This is a genomic window from Pseudoclavibacter sp. Marseille-Q434 (assembly GCF_050315415.1).
In the GTDB taxonomy this organism is placed as follows: Bacteria; Actinomycetota; Actinomycetes; order Actinomycetales; family Microbacteriaceae; genus Pseudoclavibacter.
Window position 1 is genome coordinate 41,224 of record NZ_JBNPQH010000005.1, and the last position, 18,479, is coordinate 59,702.

20 protein-coding genes and 1 riboswitch are annotated in these 18,479 nt (G+C 69.5%); of the genes, 10 read left to right on the top strand and 10 right to left on the bottom strand.

Features of this window, described 5'->3' with window-relative positions:
* Genes ACQFZP_RS16655 through ACQFZP_RS16670 form a run of 4 tightly spaced genes read left to right on the top strand, consistent with a single transcriptional unit; the run spans position 1 to position 4,574 of the window.
* Entirely contained in the window at positions 1–1,815 is a 1,815-nt protein-coding gene (locus ACQFZP_RS16655) for an L-aspartate oxidase (RefSeq protein WP_211892132.1), read from the top strand.
* On the top strand, positions 1,815–2,702 hold the full coding sequence (nadC, locus tag ACQFZP_RS16660) for a carboxylating nicotinate-nucleotide diphosphorylase (protein WP_211892133.1): 888 nt from the start codon (positions 1,815–1,817) through the stop codon (positions 2,700–2,702). Before ACQFZP_RS16655 ends, nadC begins: the two co-directional genes overlap by 1 nt.
* A 1-nt stretch (position 2,703) precedes the next feature.
* Positions 2,704–3,888: a cysteine desulfurase family protein gene (locus ACQFZP_RS16665; RefSeq protein WP_211892134.1), complete on the top strand. Its 1,185-nt coding sequence runs from the start codon at positions 2,704–2,706 to the stop codon at positions 3,886–3,888.
* A gap of 41 nt (positions 3,889–3,929) precedes the next feature.
* The gene (locus ACQFZP_RS16670; RefSeq protein ID WP_211892135.1) at positions 3,930–4,574 is read left to right on the top strand and encodes a DUF805 domain-containing protein; all 645 of its coding nucleotides are present in this window, start codon (positions 3,930–3,932) and stop codon (positions 4,572–4,574) included.
* Between the two features lie 44 nt (positions 4,575–4,618).
* Here ACQFZP_RS16670 and ACQFZP_RS16675 read toward each other — a convergent pair whose 3' ends face one another.
* Positions 4,619–5,542, bottom strand: a complete 924-nt coding sequence (locus ACQFZP_RS16675) for a DNA-methyltransferase (protein ID WP_211892222.1) — start codon at positions 5,540–5,542, stop codon at positions 4,619–4,621.
* Between the two features lie 117 nt (positions 5,543–5,659).
* Here ACQFZP_RS16675 and ACQFZP_RS16680 point away from each other — a divergent pair, with 117 nt between their 5' ends.
* Both ACQFZP_RS16680 and ACQFZP_RS16685 read left to right on the top strand, forming a co-directional pair.
* Entirely contained in the window at positions 5,660–6,238 is a 579-nt protein-coding gene (locus ACQFZP_RS16680; protein WP_374100772.1) for a sugar O-acetyltransferase, read from the top strand.
* A gap of 17 nt (positions 6,239–6,255) precedes the next feature.
* Positions 6,256–6,906 (top strand): TMEM175 family protein, encoded by a 651-nt coding sequence (locus ACQFZP_RS16685; RefSeq protein ID WP_211892136.1) that lies wholly within the window; start codon positions 6,256–6,258, stop codon positions 6,904–6,906.
* Here the strand turns inward: ACQFZP_RS16685 and ACQFZP_RS16690 are convergent.
* Genes ACQFZP_RS16690 through ACQFZP_RS16700 form a run of 3 tightly spaced genes read right to left on the bottom strand, consistent with a single transcriptional unit; the run spans position 6,903 to position 9,620 of the window.
* Positions 6,903–8,090, bottom strand: a complete 1,188-nt coding sequence (locus ACQFZP_RS16690; protein ID WP_307852952.1) for a mandelate racemase/muconate lactonizing enzyme family protein — start codon at positions 8,088–8,090, stop codon at positions 6,903–6,905. The genes ACQFZP_RS16685 and ACQFZP_RS16690 overlap by 4 nt on opposite strands.
* The gene (locus tag ACQFZP_RS16695; protein ID WP_211892137.1) at positions 8,036–8,965 is read right to left on the bottom strand and encodes a dihydrodipicolinate synthase family protein; all 930 of its coding nucleotides are present in this window, start codon (positions 8,963–8,965) and stop codon (positions 8,036–8,038) included. The genes ACQFZP_RS16690 and ACQFZP_RS16695 overlap by 55 nt, the downstream gene beginning before the upstream one ends.
* Positions 8,958–9,620, bottom strand: coding sequence for a GntR family transcriptional regulator (locus ACQFZP_RS16700; protein ID WP_104310278.1), 663 nt, complete (start codon positions 9,618–9,620; stop codon positions 8,958–8,960). Before ACQFZP_RS16700 ends, ACQFZP_RS16695 begins: the two co-directional genes overlap by 8 nt.
* A gap of 121 nt (positions 9,621–9,741) precedes the next feature.
* Between ACQFZP_RS16700 and ACQFZP_RS16705 the strand changes: the two genes are divergently transcribed.
* The 4 genes from ACQFZP_RS16705 to ACQFZP_RS16720 all read left to right on the top strand — a co-directional run bounded on the left by ACQFZP_RS16705 (position 9,742) and on the right by ACQFZP_RS16720 (position 14,348).
* The gene (locus tag ACQFZP_RS16705; protein ID WP_181026844.1) at positions 9,742–11,067 is read left to right on the top strand and encodes an ABC transporter substrate-binding protein; all 1,326 of its coding nucleotides are present in this window, start codon (positions 9,742–9,744) and stop codon (positions 11,065–11,067) included.
* Between the two features lie 101 nt (positions 11,068–11,168).
* On the top strand, positions 11,169–12,041 hold the full coding sequence (locus ACQFZP_RS16710; protein WP_211892138.1) for a carbohydrate ABC transporter permease: 873 nt from the start codon (positions 11,169–11,171) through the stop codon (positions 12,039–12,041).
* Position 12,042: 1 nt separating this feature from the next.
* Complete coding sequence (locus ACQFZP_RS16715) at positions 12,043–12,954, top strand: carbohydrate ABC transporter permease (protein ID WP_104310275.1); 912 nt, start codon at positions 12,043–12,045, stop codon at positions 12,952–12,954.
* Entirely contained in the window at positions 12,951–14,348 is a 1,398-nt protein-coding gene (locus ACQFZP_RS16720) for an aldehyde dehydrogenase family protein (protein ID WP_211892139.1), read from the top strand. Before ACQFZP_RS16715 ends, ACQFZP_RS16720 begins: the two co-directional genes overlap by 4 nt.
* 347 nt (positions 14,349–14,695) lie before the next feature.
* On the opposite strand, the gene ACQFZP_RS16725 is transcribed toward ACQFZP_RS16720, so the two are convergent.
* The 6 genes from ACQFZP_RS16725 to ACQFZP_RS16750 form a co-directional block, all read right to left on the bottom strand.
* Positions 14,696–15,763: an ABC transporter substrate-binding protein gene (locus ACQFZP_RS16725; RefSeq protein ID WP_211892140.1), complete on the bottom strand. Its 1,068-nt coding sequence runs from the start codon at positions 15,761–15,763 to the stop codon at positions 14,696–14,698.
* A 56-nt stretch (positions 15,764–15,819) separates the two neighbouring features.
* On the bottom strand, positions 15,820–16,629 hold the full coding sequence (locus tag ACQFZP_RS16730; protein WP_211892141.1) for an ABC transporter permease: 810 nt from the start codon (positions 16,627–16,629) through the stop codon (positions 15,820–15,822).
* Positions 16,630–16,730: 101 nt separating this feature from the next.
* Positions 16,731–16,857: riboswitch (FMN riboswitch) on the bottom strand.
* A 75-nt stretch (positions 16,858–16,932) separates the two neighbouring features.
* Positions 16,933–17,130, bottom strand: coding sequence for a hypothetical protein (locus tag ACQFZP_RS16735; RefSeq protein WP_104310271.1), 198 nt, complete (start codon positions 17,128–17,130; stop codon positions 16,933–16,935).
* A gap of 43 nt (positions 17,131–17,173) precedes the next feature.
* The gene (locus tag ACQFZP_RS16740) at positions 17,174–17,362 is read right to left on the bottom strand and encodes a hypothetical protein (RefSeq protein ID WP_146080684.1); all 189 of its coding nucleotides are present in this window, start codon (positions 17,360–17,362) and stop codon (positions 17,174–17,176) included.
* 98 nt (positions 17,363–17,460) lie between these two features.
* The gene (locus tag ACQFZP_RS16745; protein ID WP_104251467.1) at positions 17,461–17,886 is read right to left on the bottom strand and encodes an SRPBCC family protein; all 426 of its coding nucleotides are present in this window, start codon (positions 17,884–17,886) and stop codon (positions 17,461–17,463) included.
* A gap of 39 nt (positions 17,887–17,925) precedes the next feature.
* Complete coding sequence (locus tag ACQFZP_RS16750; protein ID WP_211892142.1) at positions 17,926–18,468, bottom strand: septum formation family protein; 543 nt, start codon at positions 18,466–18,468, stop codon at positions 17,926–17,928.
* Between the last annotated feature and the right edge of the window lie 11 nt (positions 18,469–18,479).

Consider the following 18,479-nt stretch of genomic DNA (forward strand, 5'->3'; position numbering starts at 1 on the left):
ATGGCCGCGGGCGCTGATGCTCGGAGCGCTGACGCTCGGCTGCGGGTGCTGGTCGTCGGCAGCGGCATCGCGGGGCTGACCGCAGCACTGGCGGCGGCCGCCGACGGGCACGACGTGATGGTCGCAACGAAGGCGACGCTCGGCAATACCGCCACCTCGCATGCTCAGGGCGGAATCGCGGCAGTGCTCGCGGCTGGCGCTGATGCTGGTGCTGATGCTGATGCGAGCGCTGGTGACAGCGTCGAGTCGCACGTGCGCGACACGCTCGCAGCTGGCGCGGGGCTCGGCGACCGGCGCGCGATCGAGGTGCTATGCGGCTCGGCGGATGCGCGCATCCGCGACCTGGTCGCTCTCGGCGCGCGCTTCGACGCTGGCACGAGTGGTGCCCTCTCGCGCGGGCTCGAGGCCGCGCACTCGCGTCCGCGCATCCTGCACGCCTTCGGAGACGGCACCGGTCGCGAGATCCAACGAGCGCTGAGCGACGCCGCCCGCGCGGCGGCCGAACGCGGCGAGCTCCGGCTGCTGGAGCACACCTTCCTCGTGGACCTCGCCGTGAGCACCGCAGCAGACGACGTCGATCCAGCAGCCACGCGTGTGGTCGGCGCGTGGCTGCTCGGCCCGGATGACAGTACGCCCGGCTTCTTCGAGGCCGACGCGGTTGTGCTCGCGACGGGCGGCGCCGGCCAGCTCTTCGCGCACACGAGCAACCCCGCGGTCGCGACGGGCGACGGCATCGCCGCCGCCGCCCGAGCCGGAGCCGAGATCGCCGACCTGGAGTTCGTGCAGTTCCACCCGACCGTGCTCGCCGGATCAGGGGGTGCGCTCATCTCCGAGGCGGTGCGCGGCGAGGGCGCCCTGCTGCTCAACGACGCGGGTGAGCGGTTCCTGGTCGGCGTGCACCCCGACGCCGAGCTCGCCCCGCGAGACGTCGTGGCTCGCGGCATCGCCGACGAGATGGCGAAGCAGGGCGGGCGGCCAGTGCGGCTCGACGCGCGGCACCTGGGCCGGGGCTTCCTCGAGCACCGGTTCCCGAGCATCACGGCCCGCCTCCACGAGGCCGGGCTCGACTGGTCGCGCGAGACGGTGCCCGTCACGCCCGCGGCGCACTACCTGATGGGCGGCGTCGTCACCGACCTGCTCGGGCGGACGAGCGTCCCCGGCCTCTACGCCGCGGGCGAGACCGCCCGCACGGGCGTGCACGGCGCGAACCGCCTCGCGTCGAACTCGCTCCTCGAGGGCGCCGTCTTCGGGCACCGCGTCGCGGAGGGGCTCCGCGAGCAGGCGCCGCACGGCCAGGCGCTGCTCGGCCAGGCCCAGCTTGACCGCGTCTCGGACGTCGCGGTCTCCCCCACTCCTGACCAACATCAGTGCGATTTCGCCCCGATTCCGCCGAACGGGCCCGATTCGGGCCGAAATCGCACTGATGTTGGACAGCGAACGGCGGGCCATGTAGCTCCCGCATTCTCGCGGCCGGCACTGCAGACGCTGATGTGGGCGTCCGCGGGCCTGCATCGCAGCGGCCCCGCACTCGACGACGCCGCGCGGACCCTCGCGTCCTGGGCCGCTGACCGAGACGCGGCCGGGCCGGACTCGTCGGTCGCCGCGCGCGAGGACACCAATCTGCTCACGCTCGCCCAGCTCACCGTGGCGGCCGCCCGGGCCCGCGGCGAGTCGGCGGGCGCCCACTTCCGAGCTGACCGTCCCAGCGCCCGCGAGCCTCACGCCCAGGCACCGCCCTTGTCCCCGAGCCTGTTCCCACACCCACACCCACACCCACGCCCACTCCCTCTCAAGCCGAAGGCCATGGCGCACTGATGCTCACTCCTGCCCACATCATGACCACCGTGAGCGCCGCCCTGCTCGAGGACGCCCCCTGGGGTGACATCTCGGCCTCGACGCTCATCCCGCACGACGCCACCGCGAGCGCCACCTTCGTCGCGCGCGAGGCGGGTGTGCTGTCGGGGATGGAGGTGTTCGCGGCGGCCTTCCGGCTGACGGACGCGCGCATCCAGGTCGATCTGCACGCCGACGACGGTGACGAGTTCGCCCCAGGGGATGTGCTGGCGGCCGTCGCGGGACCCGCGCGGTCGGTGCTCACGGCGGAACGGGTGGCGTTGAACTTCGCGCAGCGCATGAGCGGCATCGCGACGCTCACTCGCAGCTACGTCGACGCGGTCGCGCACACGTCGGCGCGCATCACGGACACGCGCAAGACGACGCCGGGTCTGCGTGCCTTCGAGCGGCACGCCGTCGCGAACGGTGGAGGCCGCAACCACCGCTTCTCGCTGTCGGACGCGGTGATGGCGAAGGACAATCACCTCGCCGTGCTCCTGCAGCAGTCCGGCCTCGGGTTGACGCAAGCGCTGCGGGCGGCGAAGGACAAGCTGGGCCACACGACGCACTTCGAGGTGGAGGTCGACCGGCTCGACCAGGTCGCTCCGGTGCTCGCGGCCGGGGTGGACACGATCATGCTCGACAACTTCTCGCTGGCCGAGCTGCGCGAGGGCGTCGCGCTCATCAACGGGCGGGCGGTCGTCGAGGCGAGTGGCGGAGTGAACCTCGACACGGTCGCGGCGATCGCGGAGACGGGCGTCGATGTCATCTCGGTCGGCGCCCTCACCCATAGCGCGCGGGCCATCGACCTGGGCCTCGACATGGCGCTCGAGCCCGCGGCCGATCCCGCACCTGAGGCCAGGCGCTGACATGCTCCACCTCGATGCGGCCGCGACGTCCCCGGTCCGGGAGGAGGCGCTCGCCGCGGCCTGGCCGTTCCTGACGGCGTCGTTCGGCAACCCGTCGAGCACGCACGGGCTCGGCGAGCAGGCTTCTGCGGCCCTCGCCGACGCTCACAAGGCGGTGGCCGGTGTCCTCGGCTGCCGGTCCGCCGAGGTGGTCGTCACGTCGGGTGGCACCGAGGCGAACAACCTCGCGATCAAGGGCATCGCCCTGGGGAATCCGCGCGGGCGGCACCTCGTGACGAGCCGCCTCGAGCACGAGTCCGTGCTCGCATCCGCCGACTACCTCGCGCGTCTCCACGGTTTCGAGGTGACGTTCGTCGACGTGGATGCGTCTGGCCTGGTCAGCGGGGAATCGCTCGCCTCGGCCCTCCGCGAGGACACGACTCTCGTGTCGCTCGCGACGGCGAACAACGAGGTCGGCACGGTGCAGGACATCACCGCGCTGGCCGCCGTCGCCCACGCCCGCGGCGTGCCGTTCCACACCGACGCCATCCAGGCGGCCGGCTCGCTCGACGTGTCCTTGACCGCGACGGGCGTGGATGCGGTGAGCCTGTCGGGTCACAAGCTCGGCGCCCCGAAGGGCGTCGGCGTGCTCGCGGTGCGCTCGCGGCTCCCGCTCGAGCCCCTCATCCACGGCGGCGGGCAGGAGCGAGGGCGCCGATCCGGCACGGAGAATGTGGCGTTCGCGGTGGCGTTCGCCGTCGCGCTTCAGCTCGCCGATGCTGACCGGCGTGCGGAAGCCGAGCAGCGGCCGCCTGCGAGCACCCGTGACCTGCCCGCGCGCCCACGAGACGCGTTTGTCGCCGACGTGCTCTCGCGCATCCCGGACGCACGGCTCACGGGCCACGCATCGGCTCGCCTCCCCCGCCACGCGTCGTTTGTGCTGCCGGGGGTCAACGGCGAGACGGTGCTGCTGGAGCTCGGGCGGCGAGGCGTGCTCGCGTCGGCGGGGGCGGCCTGCGCGGCGGGGCACGACGAGCCGTCGCACGTGCTGCTCGCGTTGGGGATCCCCGAGGACGACGCCCGCACCGCCCTGCGGTTCACGTGGGGAGCATCCACCACCTCGGACGACCTCCGCGGCGTCGCGGAGACCCTCGCTGCCGTGTACGAGACGGTCACCGCCCTGAGCCGCTGGTCCACGCTGCACTAGGGTGTGGCGTTGCAGTACTCGCGCGACCACCGAGGAACGACATGACCTACGGACACGCTCCAGCCGGCCAGCCGGCTCTTGACCAGCCCTACTACGGGGCTCCGTTCCCCGAAGCGATCACGCGCTTCGTGAAGAAGACGTTCGTCTACCGCGGGCGCGCGAGTCGCAGCGAGTACTGGTGGGTCGCGCTGGCCCTCGCGGGAGTCACGATCGCCTTCAACGCGATCTCGATGGGCTTCGACTTCAGCAGCGGCTCGACCCGCACCTGGGTCGCGATCGGCGGTGGCCTGTTCGGCCTCTTCAGCCTCCTCGTCAACCTCGCGCTGCTGCTGCCCACGATCTCCATCACGGTGCGCCGCCTCCACGACGCGAACTTCTCCGGCTTCTTCGCGTTCATCGGGCTCTTCCCATTCCTCGGCCCGATCGCGCTCGTCGTGTTCGCCTGCCTGCCGTCCGTGCCGGCCGGCGCTCGCTTCGACGGGACCGGCCAGTACCCCGCGCCCAACCAGGGGTACTACCCGAGTCAGCAGTACCCGGGGCAGTTCCCGAACCAGCCGTACCAGGCTCCAGTGCAGGGGTACGGCCAGCAGCCGAACCAGTACCCGTCAGCGCCGCAGTCTGACCCGTACTCAGCTCCGGATACCTGGAACGGCCCGTCCTCAACGGACCCAGACCAGGCACGCTAGCCCCGCAAACCGGGCCAACCTGCCAGGCTCAACAGCTGCCAGGCTCAGCGGCTTCGCTTGGCGCGCTTCGGTGCGGCCGACAGCAGGCGCGTGCCGTCTTTCGTGAGCTTGCGGTACTCGACGCCCTCCGGGCCGAGGCGTCTGCGCATGGTGCGGAGCGCATCCACTGAGACGTCGACCGTCACGACTCTGCGGCCGCACTCGCGCGCGACCGCAGCTGTCGTCCCGGAGCCGCCGAAGAAGTCGGCCACCCAGTCGCCCTCGCGGCTGGATGCGCGGATCATGCGCCGCAGCAGCCCGGCGGGTTTCTGCGTCGCGTAGCCGGTGCGCTCCTTGCCGGTCGGCGACACGATGGTGTGCCACCACACGTCGGTCGGCAGCTTGCCGCGCTCGCGCTTCGCCTCGGTCACGAGGCCGGGTGCCATGTAGGGTTCCCGGTCGACCTCGGCGGCGTCGAAGTGGTACCGCTTCGGGTTCTTCACGTAGACGAGGATCGTGTCGTGCTTCGCTGGCCAGCGCTTCGAGGTGCGGGCCCCGTAGTCGTAGGCCCAGATGATCTCGTTGAGGAACTTGTCGCGCCCGACGAGCGCGTCGAGCACGACCTTCGCGTAGTGCGACTCCCGGAAGTCGAGGTGCAGGTAGAGGGTGCCGGTCTCGTCGAGCAGCCGCCATGCCTCGACGAGCCGCGGTTCGAGGAAGCCCCAGTAGTCGGCGAACTCGTCGTTGAACGCCGACAGCTCGCCGAGGGTGTGCTCGTAGCTGCGCCCCTGGAACCCGGTGCGGGTCAGCGGGGTGGATGCTGGGGCCTCGTCGTGTGCGAGCGCCTCGCCGAGTTCGGCGGCCTCGACGGCTTCCTCAGCCGGGGACTGCCGCTTCACCTTGATCGACTGGCGCCTCTGCTGCTTGCCGGTGTTGAAGGGCGGGTCGAGGTAGATGACCTGGAAGGCGCCGTCGGGGAGGCGGCGCATGGCGTCGAGGTTGTCGCCGTGCACCACGAGGTCGGGGCCGGCGGCGTTCCACAGCGAGGTCACCTGTCGAGATTAACGTCATTCGTTGCCCCGAGCGCGCACGCTAGTGTTCTCGCCATGATGCTGAACCTCGACGATGGCCGCACGATGAAGCAGCGGATGCTCGCCGGTGAGCTGTACCACGCGGACGACCCCGAGCTGGCGGCGGGTGCGGAACGCGCCACCCGGCTGCAGGCTGACTACAACGCGACGTTCCCGGTCGACGGGGAGCGCGCGTCCGAGATCCTCGCGGAGCTCATCGGCAGCCTCGGCGAGGGGGTTGCCGTGAAGGCGCCCCTGTACGTCGACTACGGCTCGAACATCACGATCGGCGCCGGCACGTTCGTGAACGTGGGTCTCGTCGCCCTCGACGTGACACCGATCACGATCGGGGCGCACTGTCAGATCGGGCCGAACGTGCAGCTGCTGACGCCGACGCATCCGCTCGACCCGGAGCCCCGGCGCGCCGGCTACGAAGCGGGCGAGCCGATCACGCTGGGCGACAACGTCTGGCTCGGCGGGGGCGTCATCGTCTGCCCGGGCGTCACGATCGGCGAGAACACGGTCGTGGGTGCAGGAGCCGTCGTCACGAAGGACCTGCCGTCGAACGTCGTCGCCGTCGGCAACCCGGCGCGGGTCATCCGCACCCTCGATTAGCACGGAGCATCCCCCACATGGTTTCACGCAGCTACGCACGCGGCACCATCGAGTTCGACCGAGGGCTGACCTTCTTCGACGCCATCTACGCGGTCGCGATCACCCTGCTGATCGTCGACATCAAGCCGCCGACGGCCGAGCACTGGACGAGCTGGGATGCCTTCGCCGGCTCCGGTGTGCTCGACCAGCTGCTGGCGTTCACGATCAGCTTCTTCGTGATCGCGAACTTCTGGAAGGTCAACCACCGCCTCATGGGGCAGGTCGACGCGCTCGACGGCGCGGTGCTGAACGCCAACATCGTGGCCATGTTCTTCATCGTGGTGCTGCCGTTCACGACGGCGTCGATGAGCGAGTCGACGGTCGACTCGCAGCCGTTGCCCGTCGTGGTCTACGCCATCAGCATCATCTGCGCGTCCCTCGCGCAGCACGTGATCTGGGTCATCGCGGTGCGCCGCGGCCTCACGGAGGACTCGGTCGCGGCGCGCCGCCGCTCGGCCTTCACGTTCGTCGTGCCGGCCGTGTTCGCCCTGTCCATCCCGGTCGCGTTCCTGTTCGGGCCAGACCCGGCGCGCTACACGTGGCTGCTGCTGCTCCTGACCGGCCCCGTCACGTCCGCCATCCAGAAGCGGATGGCCGAACGCGACGGGGATGGCACAGCGAACAGCTAGGCCCAGCCCCAGGCCCCATCAGGCCTGATGTCGAGGCGCCGGTGCCACACCGTGGTGTCGGACGCCCGCAGAGCGTCTTCGTCGATCGTCACACCCCAGCCCGGTCGGTCGTCCCGCAGCTCGAGGTAGCCGCCCTCCGGAACATAGGGATCCGGGCACCACGTGGTCTCGTCGAACTTGTACTCGAGCGTCAGGAAGTTGCTGCAGGCCGCCGCGAAGTGCACGTTGTGCGCGGTCGCCAGCGGACCCATCGGGTTGTGAGGCGCGAGCATGACGTTGTGCAGCTCCGCGACCGTCGCGATGCGACGCATCTGCGACAGGCCGCCGACGACGGCGATGTCGGGCTGCGCGATGTCGACGCCGCCCGCGTTGAACAGCGAGAGGAACTCGTGCGCGGAGTAGAGGCTCTCGCCAGTCGCGAGGGGAACGTCGAGCCGGTCCCGGAGGTGCCCCCACGAGGCGAAGTGCTCTGGCCGCAGCGGCTCCTCGAGGAACATGGGCTGGAACGGCGCGAGCGCATTGCCGAGCTCGATGGCCTTGTACGGCTCGAAGACCTGCGCGTGGGCGTCGAACCCGAACTCCCACCGCGGGTCCGCGTGCTCACGGATGGCGCCGAAGTAGGACGCGACCTCGTTGACGACGAGCCCCCACCTGCGGTCGTGGATGTCGGTCCGCCACGGGCTGAGCTTGAACGACGTGAAACCGTAGGTCTCGTTGAGCTCCGCGGTGCGGTCGCGCACATCCTCCGGGTCCGGGGCCGAGTACAGCCCGCAGTACACGCCGACCCTGTCCCTCACCCGTCCCCCGAGGAGCCGGTAGACGGGCACCCCGAGCGAGACGGCGCTGATCTCCCACATCGCGTGGTCGAGCGCCGCGATCGCGGCGAGCCCGATCGCGCCAGGGGGGAAGCGGGCGAGCCGAAGCAGCTTCTGGGTGACGTGCTCCACCCGCGTCGGGTCCTCGTTCCGGATCTGCTCGAGCAGGAACTGGAAGATGGGGAACAGCGCCTCGTCCGGCCCGTGGTTGTAGGCCTCACCCCAGCCCGAGATGCCCTCGTCCGTGTCGAGACGGACAAGCACGCGCGGCCGGTCGCCGACCCGGGCGAGGAAGGCCTCCAGCCCGACGATCTTCATGCGCTCGCCGCGAGGTCCGCGTGCGAGTGCAGCTCGTGGTTGGCCGACCACGCGGTGAGGATGCGCGACACGTGGGCCGCCGTCGCAGCGTCGACCTCCGCGCTCGGCGGGCGGACGGCTCGTGAGCCGACGCCGAGCTGGAAGAGCGCCTCCTTGATGACGCTCACGTTGTTGGCGTTGGAGTCGAGGGCACGGAGCTCCTCGAACTCGCGGATGGATTCCGTGAGCCGACGCGCGGTCGCCGTGTCGCCATCCCGCAACGCGTCCAGCAGCTCGAGGGAGAGGCCCGGGTTGACGCAGACGAGGCCGGAGGTGAAGCCGGTCGCCCCGTGCGCGAAGTAGGAGAGCGCGTACGGCTCGGCGAGGCCGGCGATCCAGGCGAGCTGCGGGGCTGCGCTGCGCACCCGGGCGAACATGACCGGGTCGGCGATGGCGTACTTGACACCGACGACGTTTGGGCTCCGGGCCGCCAGCTCCGCGATCATCGAGCCGTCCACCCACGGGTTCCGGACGTAGAGCACGACCCCCAGCTCGGGGAGCGCGTCCGCGATCGTCGCGTGGTAGTCGATCCACCCCGTGCGGGAGATGTAGGGATGCACGGGCTGGTGGATCATGACCATCTCGGCGCCGACCTCCGCCGCCGCCCGGCCATCCGCGATCGCCGTGTCGGTGTCGAAGCCGATGCCGGCGACGATGAGCGCCCTGCCGCTCGCGTGGGTCGAGACGGCACGCACGATGTCGAGGCGCTCGTCGGGGCGGAGCGCGTAGAACTCGCCAGTGTTCCCGTTGGGGGTGAGGACCCGAACGCCCGCGTCGAGCATCCGGTCGAGCACTGATCTCAGGGTCTGGAAGTCGATGGCGCCGTCGGCGAACGGCGTCACCGGGATCGCCACGACGTCCGAGAGGCGGGCTGCTTGCTCATGCATGGTGTTCCTCCAGGAGAGTGAGGGCGTGTTCGGTGAAGCGTCGGATGTGGAGGTCGACGAGGTGCTTGGCCTCTTCGGCGTCGCCTCGCGCGGCGGCCTCGAGGATCGCGACGTGCTCGTGCGCCTCGTGGACCCAGGTGATCCCGTTCTGCCAGGCCGTCACGCTGATGAGCGCCGTCTGGTCGCGCAGGTCGTCGAGCATGGAGAGCAGGAGGGGGTTGCCGCAGCTCGCGTAGGTCAGCCGGTGGAAGTCGCGGTTGGCGATGCTCCGCTCGGCGCTGTCCTTCGCGGCTTCGGAGCGCTCGAGAGCGTGCTGCGCCGCGGTCAGATCGATGCCGTTGCCGACCGCGAGCCTGACAGCCTCCGGCTCGAGCAGACAGCGCACCTCGAAGACGGCACGCGCCATCTCGTAGTCGACGGAGCGGACCACGGCGCCGCGGTACTCCATCATCGTGACCAAGCCGAGTCCCGCCAGCGTCTTCAGCGCTTCGCGCACGGGGGTCTTCGACACCCCGAAGCTCGCGGCGAGCTCTGACTCGACCAGGGGCTGCCCCGCTCGAAGTGCTCCAGAGAGGATCGATTTCCTCAACGATTCAACTACATGCCCAGTACGCGACAACGGCGTCGCCATCGGGGCCAAGGGTTCAAAGCTCATGTGGCCCTCCTTCGAAATGGACACTAGCACGATCTGATAGAGCATGTATGGTGTCTAGTATATGATCGACCGCATCGCCGCTCGACGGTGCAACGGCAACGAGGCCACGAAAGGAATCGCAATGACGCGTTCTCACCCCCGGAGACGGAAGCTCACGACCGCAGCGCTTGCCGGCGCACTCACCGCGACACTCGCGCTGACAGCCTGCGCGGGCGGAGGCGACGTCGCGGAGGACGGCGTCGTCACGCTGCAGCTGTGGGATACGGACACCAGGCCGGAGCGGACGGAGAGCCTCCAAGAGCTCATCTCCATGTTCGAGGCCGAGAACCCGGACATCAAGATCGAGTACCTCGGGCTCCCGACCGACTCCTACATGCAGAAGATCGGCACCGCGATCGCGACAAACTCGACCCCTGACCTCGTCACCCCGAAGGCTTCCGACCTCTCCGGCCTCGTCGCCCAGGGCGCGCTCGCCCCCATCGACGACCTCATCGAGGCGGGCGGATGGGAGGAGCAGCTCGACCCCGGCCTCGTCGACAGCACGCGCAAGGCCGTCCCAGACGGGGCCCTCTACATGACACCGGCCACGGCGATCGCCGACACCATCTACTACCGGGCCGACTGGCTCGCGGATGCGGGCCTCGGCGTGCCGGAGAACTGGGACGAGTTCGACGCGGCAGCGGCCGCGCTGACCGACCAGTCGTCCGGACAGTTCGGGTACACCATCCGCGGTGGCAACGGCTTCTTCCCGCAGTTCATGCAGATGGTCTACACGCGAGCAGGCATCGCCGAGATCTTCGACGAGAGCGGCAAGGCGACCCTCGACGACCCGGCGGTCATCGAGGCCGCCCAGAAGTACGTCGACCTCTACAAGACGACGACCGCCGAGAGCGACCTGACGGCCGACTTCAAGGTGATGATCGCGCAGTTCACCGGCGGCGGTGCCGGCATGCTCAGCCACTCGATCGGCTCGTACCCGACCATGCTGCAGACTCTCGAGCCCGAGCAGATCGCCGTCAACACCCCGTACGAGGCGGACAACGGCGTCGAGGTGATCGGACGCCTCACGACCGGCTTCGCGATGTTCGAGCAGAGCGAGAAGAAGGAGGCCGCCTCCAAGTTCCTCGAGTTCACGATGGGCCAGGAGGGCAACAGCTTCTGGGCCGAGGCCTCCGGCTACATCCCCGGCAACACCGCGGTGTTCGAGGACCAGTGGGTGCAGGACAACCCAGCCATCTCAGCAGCCATCGCGTCGAGCCAGAACCCCGACGCCGTGTCCATGAACGTGCCCTACTACCTGCCCGAGTGGACGTCCATCACCGGCACCGACATGCTCCCCGACTGGCAGCGCGTCCTCCAGGGGCAGATGACGGTCACCGAGTTCTGCACCAAGTGGGCGGACTCCCTCACCGAGGCCAACGAACGGTACCAAGAACTCACATCTTGATCCTGCGATCAAGCCGCGCCGTGGCGGGAGCTCTCTCCCGCCACGGTGGAAAGGAAATGATGACGAAAACGGTCCCCCAGACGAAGCCGCCAAGGCCGAAGATGAACCGCACGAAGTGGTACCCGTACGCACTGATCGCCCCGGCCGCCGCGCTGGTCCTGATCTTCCTCGTCTACCCCGTAGGCAGCGTCTTCTACTACAGCCTCCAGCAGTACAACCCGACGTTCCCGATCTACAACGGCTTCGTGGGGCTCGGCAACTTCGCCGACATCGCCTCGGACGAGAAGTTCTGGCGCAGTCTCGGCTTCACGTTCCAGTGGGTGATCGTCGAGGTCGGCCTCCAGTTCATCTTCGGGATGATCCTGGCCCTCCTCATCAACCAGGCGTTCAAGGGCCGAGGCATCGTGCGCTCGCTGGTCTTCACGCCGTGGGCGGTCGCCGGCATCCTCACCACCACGATCTGGCTGCTCATCTACAACCCGACGACGGGCCTCGGGCGCTACCTGGCCGACATGGGCCTCGTCCAGTACGGCACCTCGCTGCTGTCCGGCGAGGGAACGGCGTTCTGGGCGGCGGTCCTCGCCGAGCTCTGGAAGGGCGCGCCCTTCTTCGCGATCCTCATCCTCGCCGACCTGCAGTCGGTCCCGCAGGACCTCTACGAGTCCGCCGAGATGGACGGTGCGGGTCGCATCCGCAAGTTCGTGTCGATCACCTGGCCGCACGTGCGCCAGGCCGTGGTCATCGCGACCCTGCTCAGGGCGGTGTGGGAGTTCAACAACGTCGACCTCCTCTTCACGCTGACGGGCGGTGGGCCCGCCGGCTCGACGACCACGCTTCCCCTCTACGTCGCCCAGACCGCGATCTTCGACCGCGAGTTCGGCTACGGGTCGGCGCTGACCGTCATCGCCTTCATCATCCTCATCGTGTTCACCGTGATCTATCTCCGAGCGAACCGCTTCGGACGGGAGAACTGACATGTCCCTCACCACACTCGCGCAGCCGCAGGGCCTTCCGGCGCCCACAGAGCCCGAAACGCCCACGAGCAAGAAGGAGGCTCCGCTCAACAAGCCGCGGCCGAAGTCGCTGCTCGACCGGCTCCTGCTCGCCGTGCCGCTGACGATCGCGCTGATCTTCACGCTCGTGCCGTTCTACTGGATGCTGCTGTTCGCCTTCCGCCCAGCCGGCTCGACATCGCTGGTGCCATGGCCCATCACCTTCGACCACTTCATCAAGGTGTGGAACGGGAACGGCTTCGGCGTCTTTTTCCTCAACAGCCTGTACGTGGCCGGCGTGAGCCTTGTCATCTCCACCGTCATCGGCCTCCTCGGCGGCTACGCGCTCGCCCGGTTCGCCTTCAAGGGCAAGTCGGCGTTCGTGCTGATCATGCTCTGCACGCAGTTCATCCCAGGTGCGATGCTGCTGATCCCCCTGTTCCAGGTCTTCAACGGGCTCGGCCTGACGAACTCGCTCTGGGCGCTCATCATCTCCGACACGGTCTTCCAGCTGCCACTCTCGCTGGTCTTGATGGCCGGGTTCATACGCAACGTGCCCATCGACCTGGAGGAGCAGGCGTGGGTCGACGGATGCTCTCGGTTCAGAGCCTTCATCACCGTCGTCCTGCCGCTGCTCAAGCCGGGCATCGTCGCCGTCGGCTCGTTCGCCTTCATCAGCGCGTGGAACAACTTCCTCTTCGCGATCATGTTCATCACCTCGCAGGACCAGTTCACGATCCCGGTCGGGCTGAGCTACCTGCTCGGCGAGTTCGGGACCGACTTCGGCGCGCTGGCAGCCGGCGGCGTCGTCGCGGTCGTGCCCGTCGTCGCGGTCTTCGCCTACGTGCAGAAGTACCTGGTTCAGGGCCTCAGCGCTGGGGCGGTCAAGGGGTGAGCGTCGACGCCTGGACCCTCCTCCGGAACACGGAACGCGGTGTTCGCGCCCGTGGGCTCCGCGCCGCGGCGGCCGCCATCCGGGAGGATGCATCGGAGCTGGTCGCGATCGCGGCCGCCGAGACGAGCCTCAGCGCAGCCCGCCTCGGTGGGGAGATCGAACGCACGGCCTCGCAGGCCGAGCTGTTCGCCGACCTCATCGACGAGGGCAGGTACCTCGACGCGGCGATCGACCACGAGGCGCCTGGCGCGCCGGAGCTGCGCCGAATGCGCGTGCCGATCGGGCCGGTTGCCGTCTTCGCGGCGGGCAACTTCCCATTCGCCTTCGGCGTCTTCGGTGGGGACACGGTTTCCGCCCTCGCCGCGGGTTGCCCCGTGGTCGTGAAGACGCATCCCGATCTCCCCGAGACGAGCAGCGCGACCCACCTGGTGGTGCGCGACGCGCTCGAGTCGAACGGCTTCCCCGTCGGTGCCCTCCGGATCGTGACCGAACGGGATGCGGGCCGCGCACTCGTCGAGGATCCCTCCGTGGCGGCCGTCGGCTTCACCGGCTCGGTGTCAGGCGGGCGGGCGCTCTTCGACTTCGCTGCGGCGAGGGAGACCCCGATCCCGGTGTTCGCGGAGATGAGCAGCACCAATCCGACGGTCGTCGCGCCAGAGGCCGCCGAGACCGATGCCGAGGAGCTCGCCGAGCAGCTGGCCGCCGCCGTCACCGCGAGCGCCGGACAGCTCTGCACGAAGCCGGGGCTGATCTTCATCCCGGAGTCGGCGGAGACGCTCATCGCCACCATCTCCGGGCGCATCGCCGACGTCGAGCCGCAGCCGCTCCTCTCCCCCGGCATCACGGAGCGATACGAGCACCGTCTCGATGACTGGCGGCGGGCGGGAGTGCGGACCCTCGTCGACGGCCGGGCGACGTCGCAGGGCCAGACGCCGATGCTCGGGATCACCTCGCTGGGCGAGCTCGCGGGCACGCTGGAGGAGGAGGTCTTCGGCCCGGCAGCGCTGCTGGTCACCTACGGGTCGCTTGACGAGGTCCCCGGAACGCTCCGTGCGCTCGGGGGTCAGCTCACGACGACCGTTCGCGCGACAGGCCAGGACCTCGACGCGATCGACGAACTGCTCGACGCGGCCGCATCGACGAGCGGCCGGGTCATCGTCAACGGCGTGCCGACGGGTGTCCGCGTGGCCTGGGCGACGACGCACGGAGGCCCGTACCCGGCATCGACGAACGCCTCCAGCACCTCCGTCGGGGCATCGGCCATCGACAGGTGGATGCGAGCAGTGACCTGGCAGAGCACGCCGGACAGGTTCCTGCCGGACGAGCTCAGGGAGGATCCGCGGTCGCGCGTGCCCCGTCGAGTCGACGGCGTGTGGGAGGGGGCGGACGCGTGAGCGCGGCGCAGAGCGGCAACGCCTGGACCGGCTCCGCTCGCGGCAGGATCGGGTCGTCGCCGCGCAGCGCTTCGGCATCCCGGCCATCGCACACGAGGAATGCCTGACCGGCTTCGCGCCCCTGCGAGCCGCCATCGCCTTCGGCCACGGGCTCGGGTACGGGTCCACCGACTGGGCCTCGGTCGGGCCGCGCGAGCTGACCGTCGCCGTCGACGGAACGATCGACATCGGCGTCCGCGTCACGAAAACGGGCGGGTGGTCACGCCCGGCCCCGTGCGGCTCGGCTTCGAGCGGCACCATCTGGCCCGCGTGACCGAGCGGCCGCAGGGCCCGGAGGCGCGCGCCTCCTAGCCCTGCGGCACGTACGCGTTCGTGAAGGCGTCGCCCTTGAGGGGCTTCTCGAGCAGGTCCTGCTCGCTCATGAACGTCGCCATCGTGGCCCATACCTCGGCGTCGTTCGTGAAGAGCGGCTGCCCGTCCTGCGCGGACAGGAACGGGATGGTCGCCTCGAGCGTCGCGAGCGCGTCGCTCTTCGCCTCGTCCGTGTAGAGGGTCGGGATGTACTCGGCGGCGATGTCGATGGACTCGTCCGGGTTGTCGATCACGTACTGCGTCGCGAGGGCAAGCGCCTCGAGCACGGGTCTGATCGTGGCGTCGTCCCCCTCGATGATCGAGTCGGCGACGCCGAGCGACGGCCCGACGAGGGTCGGCGCGTCCGCCGGCGCGATCTCGATCGTGCGCACCGGGAAGCCGGCCTTCTCGAACTGCACCGCGTCGTTGTTGACGTAGCCCATGACCCCGTCGACGGCGCCGGTCGTGAGCGCCGCCTGCTGCGTGTAGCCGATGTGCTCGATCTTCACGTCGTCCGCCGTCAGCCCGTTGCTCTGGAGCAGCGAAAGCAGCGCGAAGTACGTCTGCCCGTAGGGTCCTGGCGTGCCGATCGTCTTGCCGCGTGCATCCGCTGCCGTCTTGATGTCGGAGTCCTCCGGCACGATGAGCGTCGCCGGGTACGTGTTGTAGAGCGTCGCGACCGAGGTGACGGGGATGTCTGCGGCACGGGCCTGCGTGATCTCGTCGCCGCCCGCGTACACGAAGTCCTCGGTGCCGTTCGCGAGAGCCCCGAAGAGGTCCTCGCCTTCACCGTGATGGCGCAGCTCGACATCGACGCCCTCATCCTCGAAGAAGCCCTTCGCCTCGGCCACGTAGAACGGCACGAACTGGATGTTCGGGGTGTACGTGAGGCCGATGGTGGCGGCTCCCGCGGGGTCTGCCGTCACGTCTGTGGCGTTGCCATCGGGGGAGGTCGAGCATCCGACGAGCACGGCCATGGCCGCCACAGCACCCGCAGCGACCAGGGAGTGCAGTACCCGAGGGCCGCGAGCAGCGTGGCCTGCGGTGGTGAGGTGAAGGTTCATGAGCGTCTCCTGGTCGAGATGGGCGGGGTCAGGCGGTTTTGGTCAGAGGGTTCGGGTCAGGCGGGGAGGGGTTCGTCGGCGAGCACGCGGGCTCGTCGTTTCGTCTTGGGCTCGTCGTCGTTCCAGGTGACGGCGTTCTGGAACAGGCGCATGAGGATGTAGAGCGCGACTGCCAGCAGGACGAGCATGAGGAGCGTGGAGAAGATGCCAGGGATGTCGTTGGCGTCGCGGTTGAGGGTGAGGAGCATCCCGAGGCCCCGGCCGCCCATCGTGAACTCGCCGACGACGGCACCCGTGATCGACAGCGTCACGCCGGCACGGATTCCGGCGAGCACGCTGGGCAGCGCGAGCGGGCCCTCGACCCACCACAGCAGCTGGTACCAGTTGGCGCCGTCGATGCGGCCGGCCTCGATGACGTCCTGCGGGAGCTGCCGCACCCCGAGCACCGTGGTGACGATCATCGGGAAGAACGACATGATGGCGCACAGCACGACCGTGGGCGCGAGGCCGTAGCCGATCCACAGCACGAGCAGCGGGGCCAGCGCGATGGCCGGCACGGCCTGCGACGCGGCGACGTACGGGGTGATCGCGACGTCGACCCAGGGCAAGCGCGCGATGAGGTAGCCGAGCGGGACAGCGACGAGGATCGCGAGGAGGCTGCCGAGCAGGGCCGCGGACAGCGTCACCCAGGCGTGGGAGAGCATGGGCCCCTGCGTCACGTCGAGCCAGAAGCGCTCGGCGAGCTGTCCCGGCGCGGGGAGGAACTGCGGCGAGATGAGACCGGCGGCCGTGACGGCCCACCACACAGCGAGCACCGCGACCGCCACCGAGATCGGTGCGGAGATGCGTGCTGACGTCGTGTTCATCTACCCGGCTTTCGTGGAAAGCTCCGGGGATGACGAGGCGCGTGGGTTCGCCGAACAGGTCAGCGGATTCCACGAGCTGACGGTACGCCGAGGCGTGCCGTCACGTGCACCTCCCTTCCGGACTTTCACCGTCGGTTCCGGAATTTCACCAGATCAGCCACTCCCTTGCGGGAACAGGTCGCGGACTATAACCGCCGGCTCGGAATTACACCGACCCCGGAGCACGTGGACTCTGCTGTCAGAGTACGACAGGTCCCTGCGAAGCGCGACCTCGTGACGCTCCGCGTCAAGCGAACAGCTGGGTCAGGCCTCAGTCGAGTGGTCGCCCCGCGCCACCTTGATGGCGTAGTCGACGGGGCTGTCCGGCGCGTCGACGCCCTCAGCGGAGTCCGGCTTGTCGTCGATGACCGTGTCCGAGTCGACCGCGTCCGGCTCTGCGGGCTCGGGGTCGTTCCGGTCGGGCATCGTGCTCGGGTTCGAGAACTCGTTGGTGTCGCTCATGATTCCTCCGTCTCGGCTGCGGTCGTTCAGCGGTTGCTGTCGTTCAGCGGTTGATGTCGTCGTCGAGGCCCGCGTCTTCGATGGCCTGCTCCTCAGGGTCGGGCGGCGGCAGGACGTCGGGCTGCTGGGCTGGAGGCTCGGCTCCGGCGGCACCGGGCGCACCTGGGCCAGGCTCGAAGGCGGCGGGCATCTCGCGCTGCTCGTGGGGGCGGGGGATGAATGGTTCTGCCATGGACATGCGTCCATCGTGGGCAGATGACGCTCGACCCTTCAAGGGTCTTCAGCGGAGGCTCACCGGGCTATCCGCTCCCGCCCAGCTTCCCGCACGCGCTACTGTGCGGCCTGCGCCTCCGCGCTCTTCTTCGCGTTGCGGAGCTCGCTGGCGATGGCGGCGGCGGCGATGGGCTTCGCGAGGCCGAGGCGCTCGGCGATGCCGCCGGCGTCGAACTCAGCGTCGACGGTCACTCGGGTGCTCGCGGGCGTGATCGCCTCGGTGCGCACCTCAGCCGCGAACGACGCGCGCCCCTCGACCGACTCCCAGCGCAGGCGCTCCCCTGGCTCGTTGACGACGACCTTTGCGTCGATGGACCGACGCTGGCCGACGAGCTCCACATCCCAGCGGATGAGGTCGGGGCCGAGCACCTCGACGTGCTTGACGATGCTGAGGACGCTGGGGAGCGACTCCGGCTCCGCGTACAGGCTGAACAGCACGTCGACGGGCACATCGATGTCGATGGATTCACTCACGAAGGTCATGCGATCAGGGTAGTCGTCGCGCCCTGGGCTGCCGCCGGACTACTCGCTGGCAGTGAGCGAGCCAGTCGTGGATGCTCCCGGTGTGGAGGCGAAGCAGCGGTAGCTGCGGTGCCCTGCGTCCCAGTCGTCCTGGCTCAGCGGGTAGCTGGCCTCGATGACGAGTCCGGGGACGGTCGCCGCGACGGTCGTGTCGAGGACGTCCGTCGCCTGGCAGGTGATCTGGGCGCGGTCGCGCAGCGCTTCCTCGCCCGGGTACTCGTCGCTCTCGGAGAGGGGTGTCGCCTCGACCTCGGCGAGCAGCTGTCCGGAGTGCTCGAGGGCGCAGTCGACGACCTCGAAGCGTGGCTCCCACGCCGACACGAAGTCCTGGATGCACTGGCCGGGCTCGAGCAGGGAGGCATCGACGCCGGCGAGCGGCACCGTCGTCGTGGGCGGGCCGGCGGTCTCTTCTGGCGGCACTGTCCCGTCGCCGAACGGCTGGAGCCAGACTCCGAGCGCGACCCCGCCGAGGACGAGCACGCCGAGTAGCGCCGCCAGCACGCCGCGGTTGCGGCGCCCAGCTGCTCCACGGATGTTGGTCACGCCGCGAGCGC

What these genes read in the sequence shown, in the direction of transcription:
- ACQFZP_RS16655 (WP_211892132.1), top strand. Translation starts at nt 1, where the DNA reads ATGGCCGCGGGCGCTGATGCTCGGAGCGCTGACGCTCGGCTGCGGGTG.
- nadC (WP_211892133.1), top strand. Translation starts at nt 1,815, where the DNA reads ATGCTCACTCCTGCCCACATCATGACCACCGTGAGCGCCGCCCTGCTC.
- ACQFZP_RS16665 (WP_211892134.1), top strand. Translation starts at nt 2,704, where the DNA reads ATGCTCCACCTCGATGCGGCCGCGACGTCCCCGGTCCGGGAGGAGGCG.
- ACQFZP_RS16670 (WP_211892135.1), top strand. Translation starts at nt 3,930, where the DNA reads ATGACCTACGGACACGCTCCAGCCGGCCAGCCGGCTCTTGACCAGCCC.
- ACQFZP_RS16675 (WP_211892222.1), bottom strand. Translation starts at nt 5,542, where the DNA reads ATGCGCCGCCTCCCCGACGGCGCCTTCCAGGTCATCTACCTCGACCCG.
- ACQFZP_RS16680 (WP_374100772.1), top strand. Translation starts at nt 5,660, where the DNA reads ATGATGCTGAACCTCGACGATGGCCGCACGATGAAGCAGCGGATGCTC.
- ACQFZP_RS16685 (WP_211892136.1), top strand. Translation starts at nt 6,256, where the DNA reads ATGGTTTCACGCAGCTACGCACGCGGCACCATCGAGTTCGACCGAGGG.
- ACQFZP_RS16695 (WP_211892137.1), bottom strand. Translation starts at nt 8,965, where the DNA reads ATGCATGAGCAAGCAGCCCGCCTCTCGGACGTCGTGGCGATCCCGGTG.
- ACQFZP_RS16700 (WP_104310278.1), bottom strand. Translation starts at nt 9,620, where the DNA reads ATGAGCTTTGAACCCTTGGCCCCGATGGCGACGCCGTTGTCGCGTACT.
- ACQFZP_RS16705 (WP_181026844.1), top strand. Translation starts at nt 9,742, where the DNA reads ATGACGCGTTCTCACCCCCGGAGACGGAAGCTCACGACCGCAGCGCTT.
- ACQFZP_RS16710 (WP_211892138.1), top strand. Translation starts at nt 11,169, where the DNA reads ATGAACCGCACGAAGTGGTACCCGTACGCACTGATCGCCCCGGCCGCC.
- ACQFZP_RS16715 (WP_104310275.1), top strand. Translation starts at nt 12,043, where the DNA reads ATGTCCCTCACCACACTCGCGCAGCCGCAGGGCCTTCCGGCGCCCACA.
- ACQFZP_RS16725 (WP_211892140.1), bottom strand. Translation starts at nt 15,763, where the DNA reads ATGAACCTTCACCTCACCACCGCAGGCCACGCTGCTCGCGGCCCTCGG.
- ACQFZP_RS16730 (WP_211892141.1), bottom strand. Translation starts at nt 16,629, where the DNA reads ATGAACACGACGTCAGCACGCATCTCCGCACCGATCTCGGTGGCGGTC.
- ACQFZP_RS16735 (WP_104310271.1), bottom strand. Translation starts at nt 17,130, where the DNA reads ATGAGCGACACCAACGAGTTCTCGAACCCGAGCACGATGCCCGACCGG.
- ACQFZP_RS16740 (WP_146080684.1), bottom strand. Translation starts at nt 17,362, where the DNA reads ATGGCAGAACCATTCATCCCCCGCCCCCACGAGCAGCGCGAGATGCCC.
- ACQFZP_RS16745 (WP_104251467.1), bottom strand. Translation starts at nt 17,886, where the DNA reads ATGACCTTCGTGAGTGAATCCATCGACATCGATGTGCCCGTCGACGTG.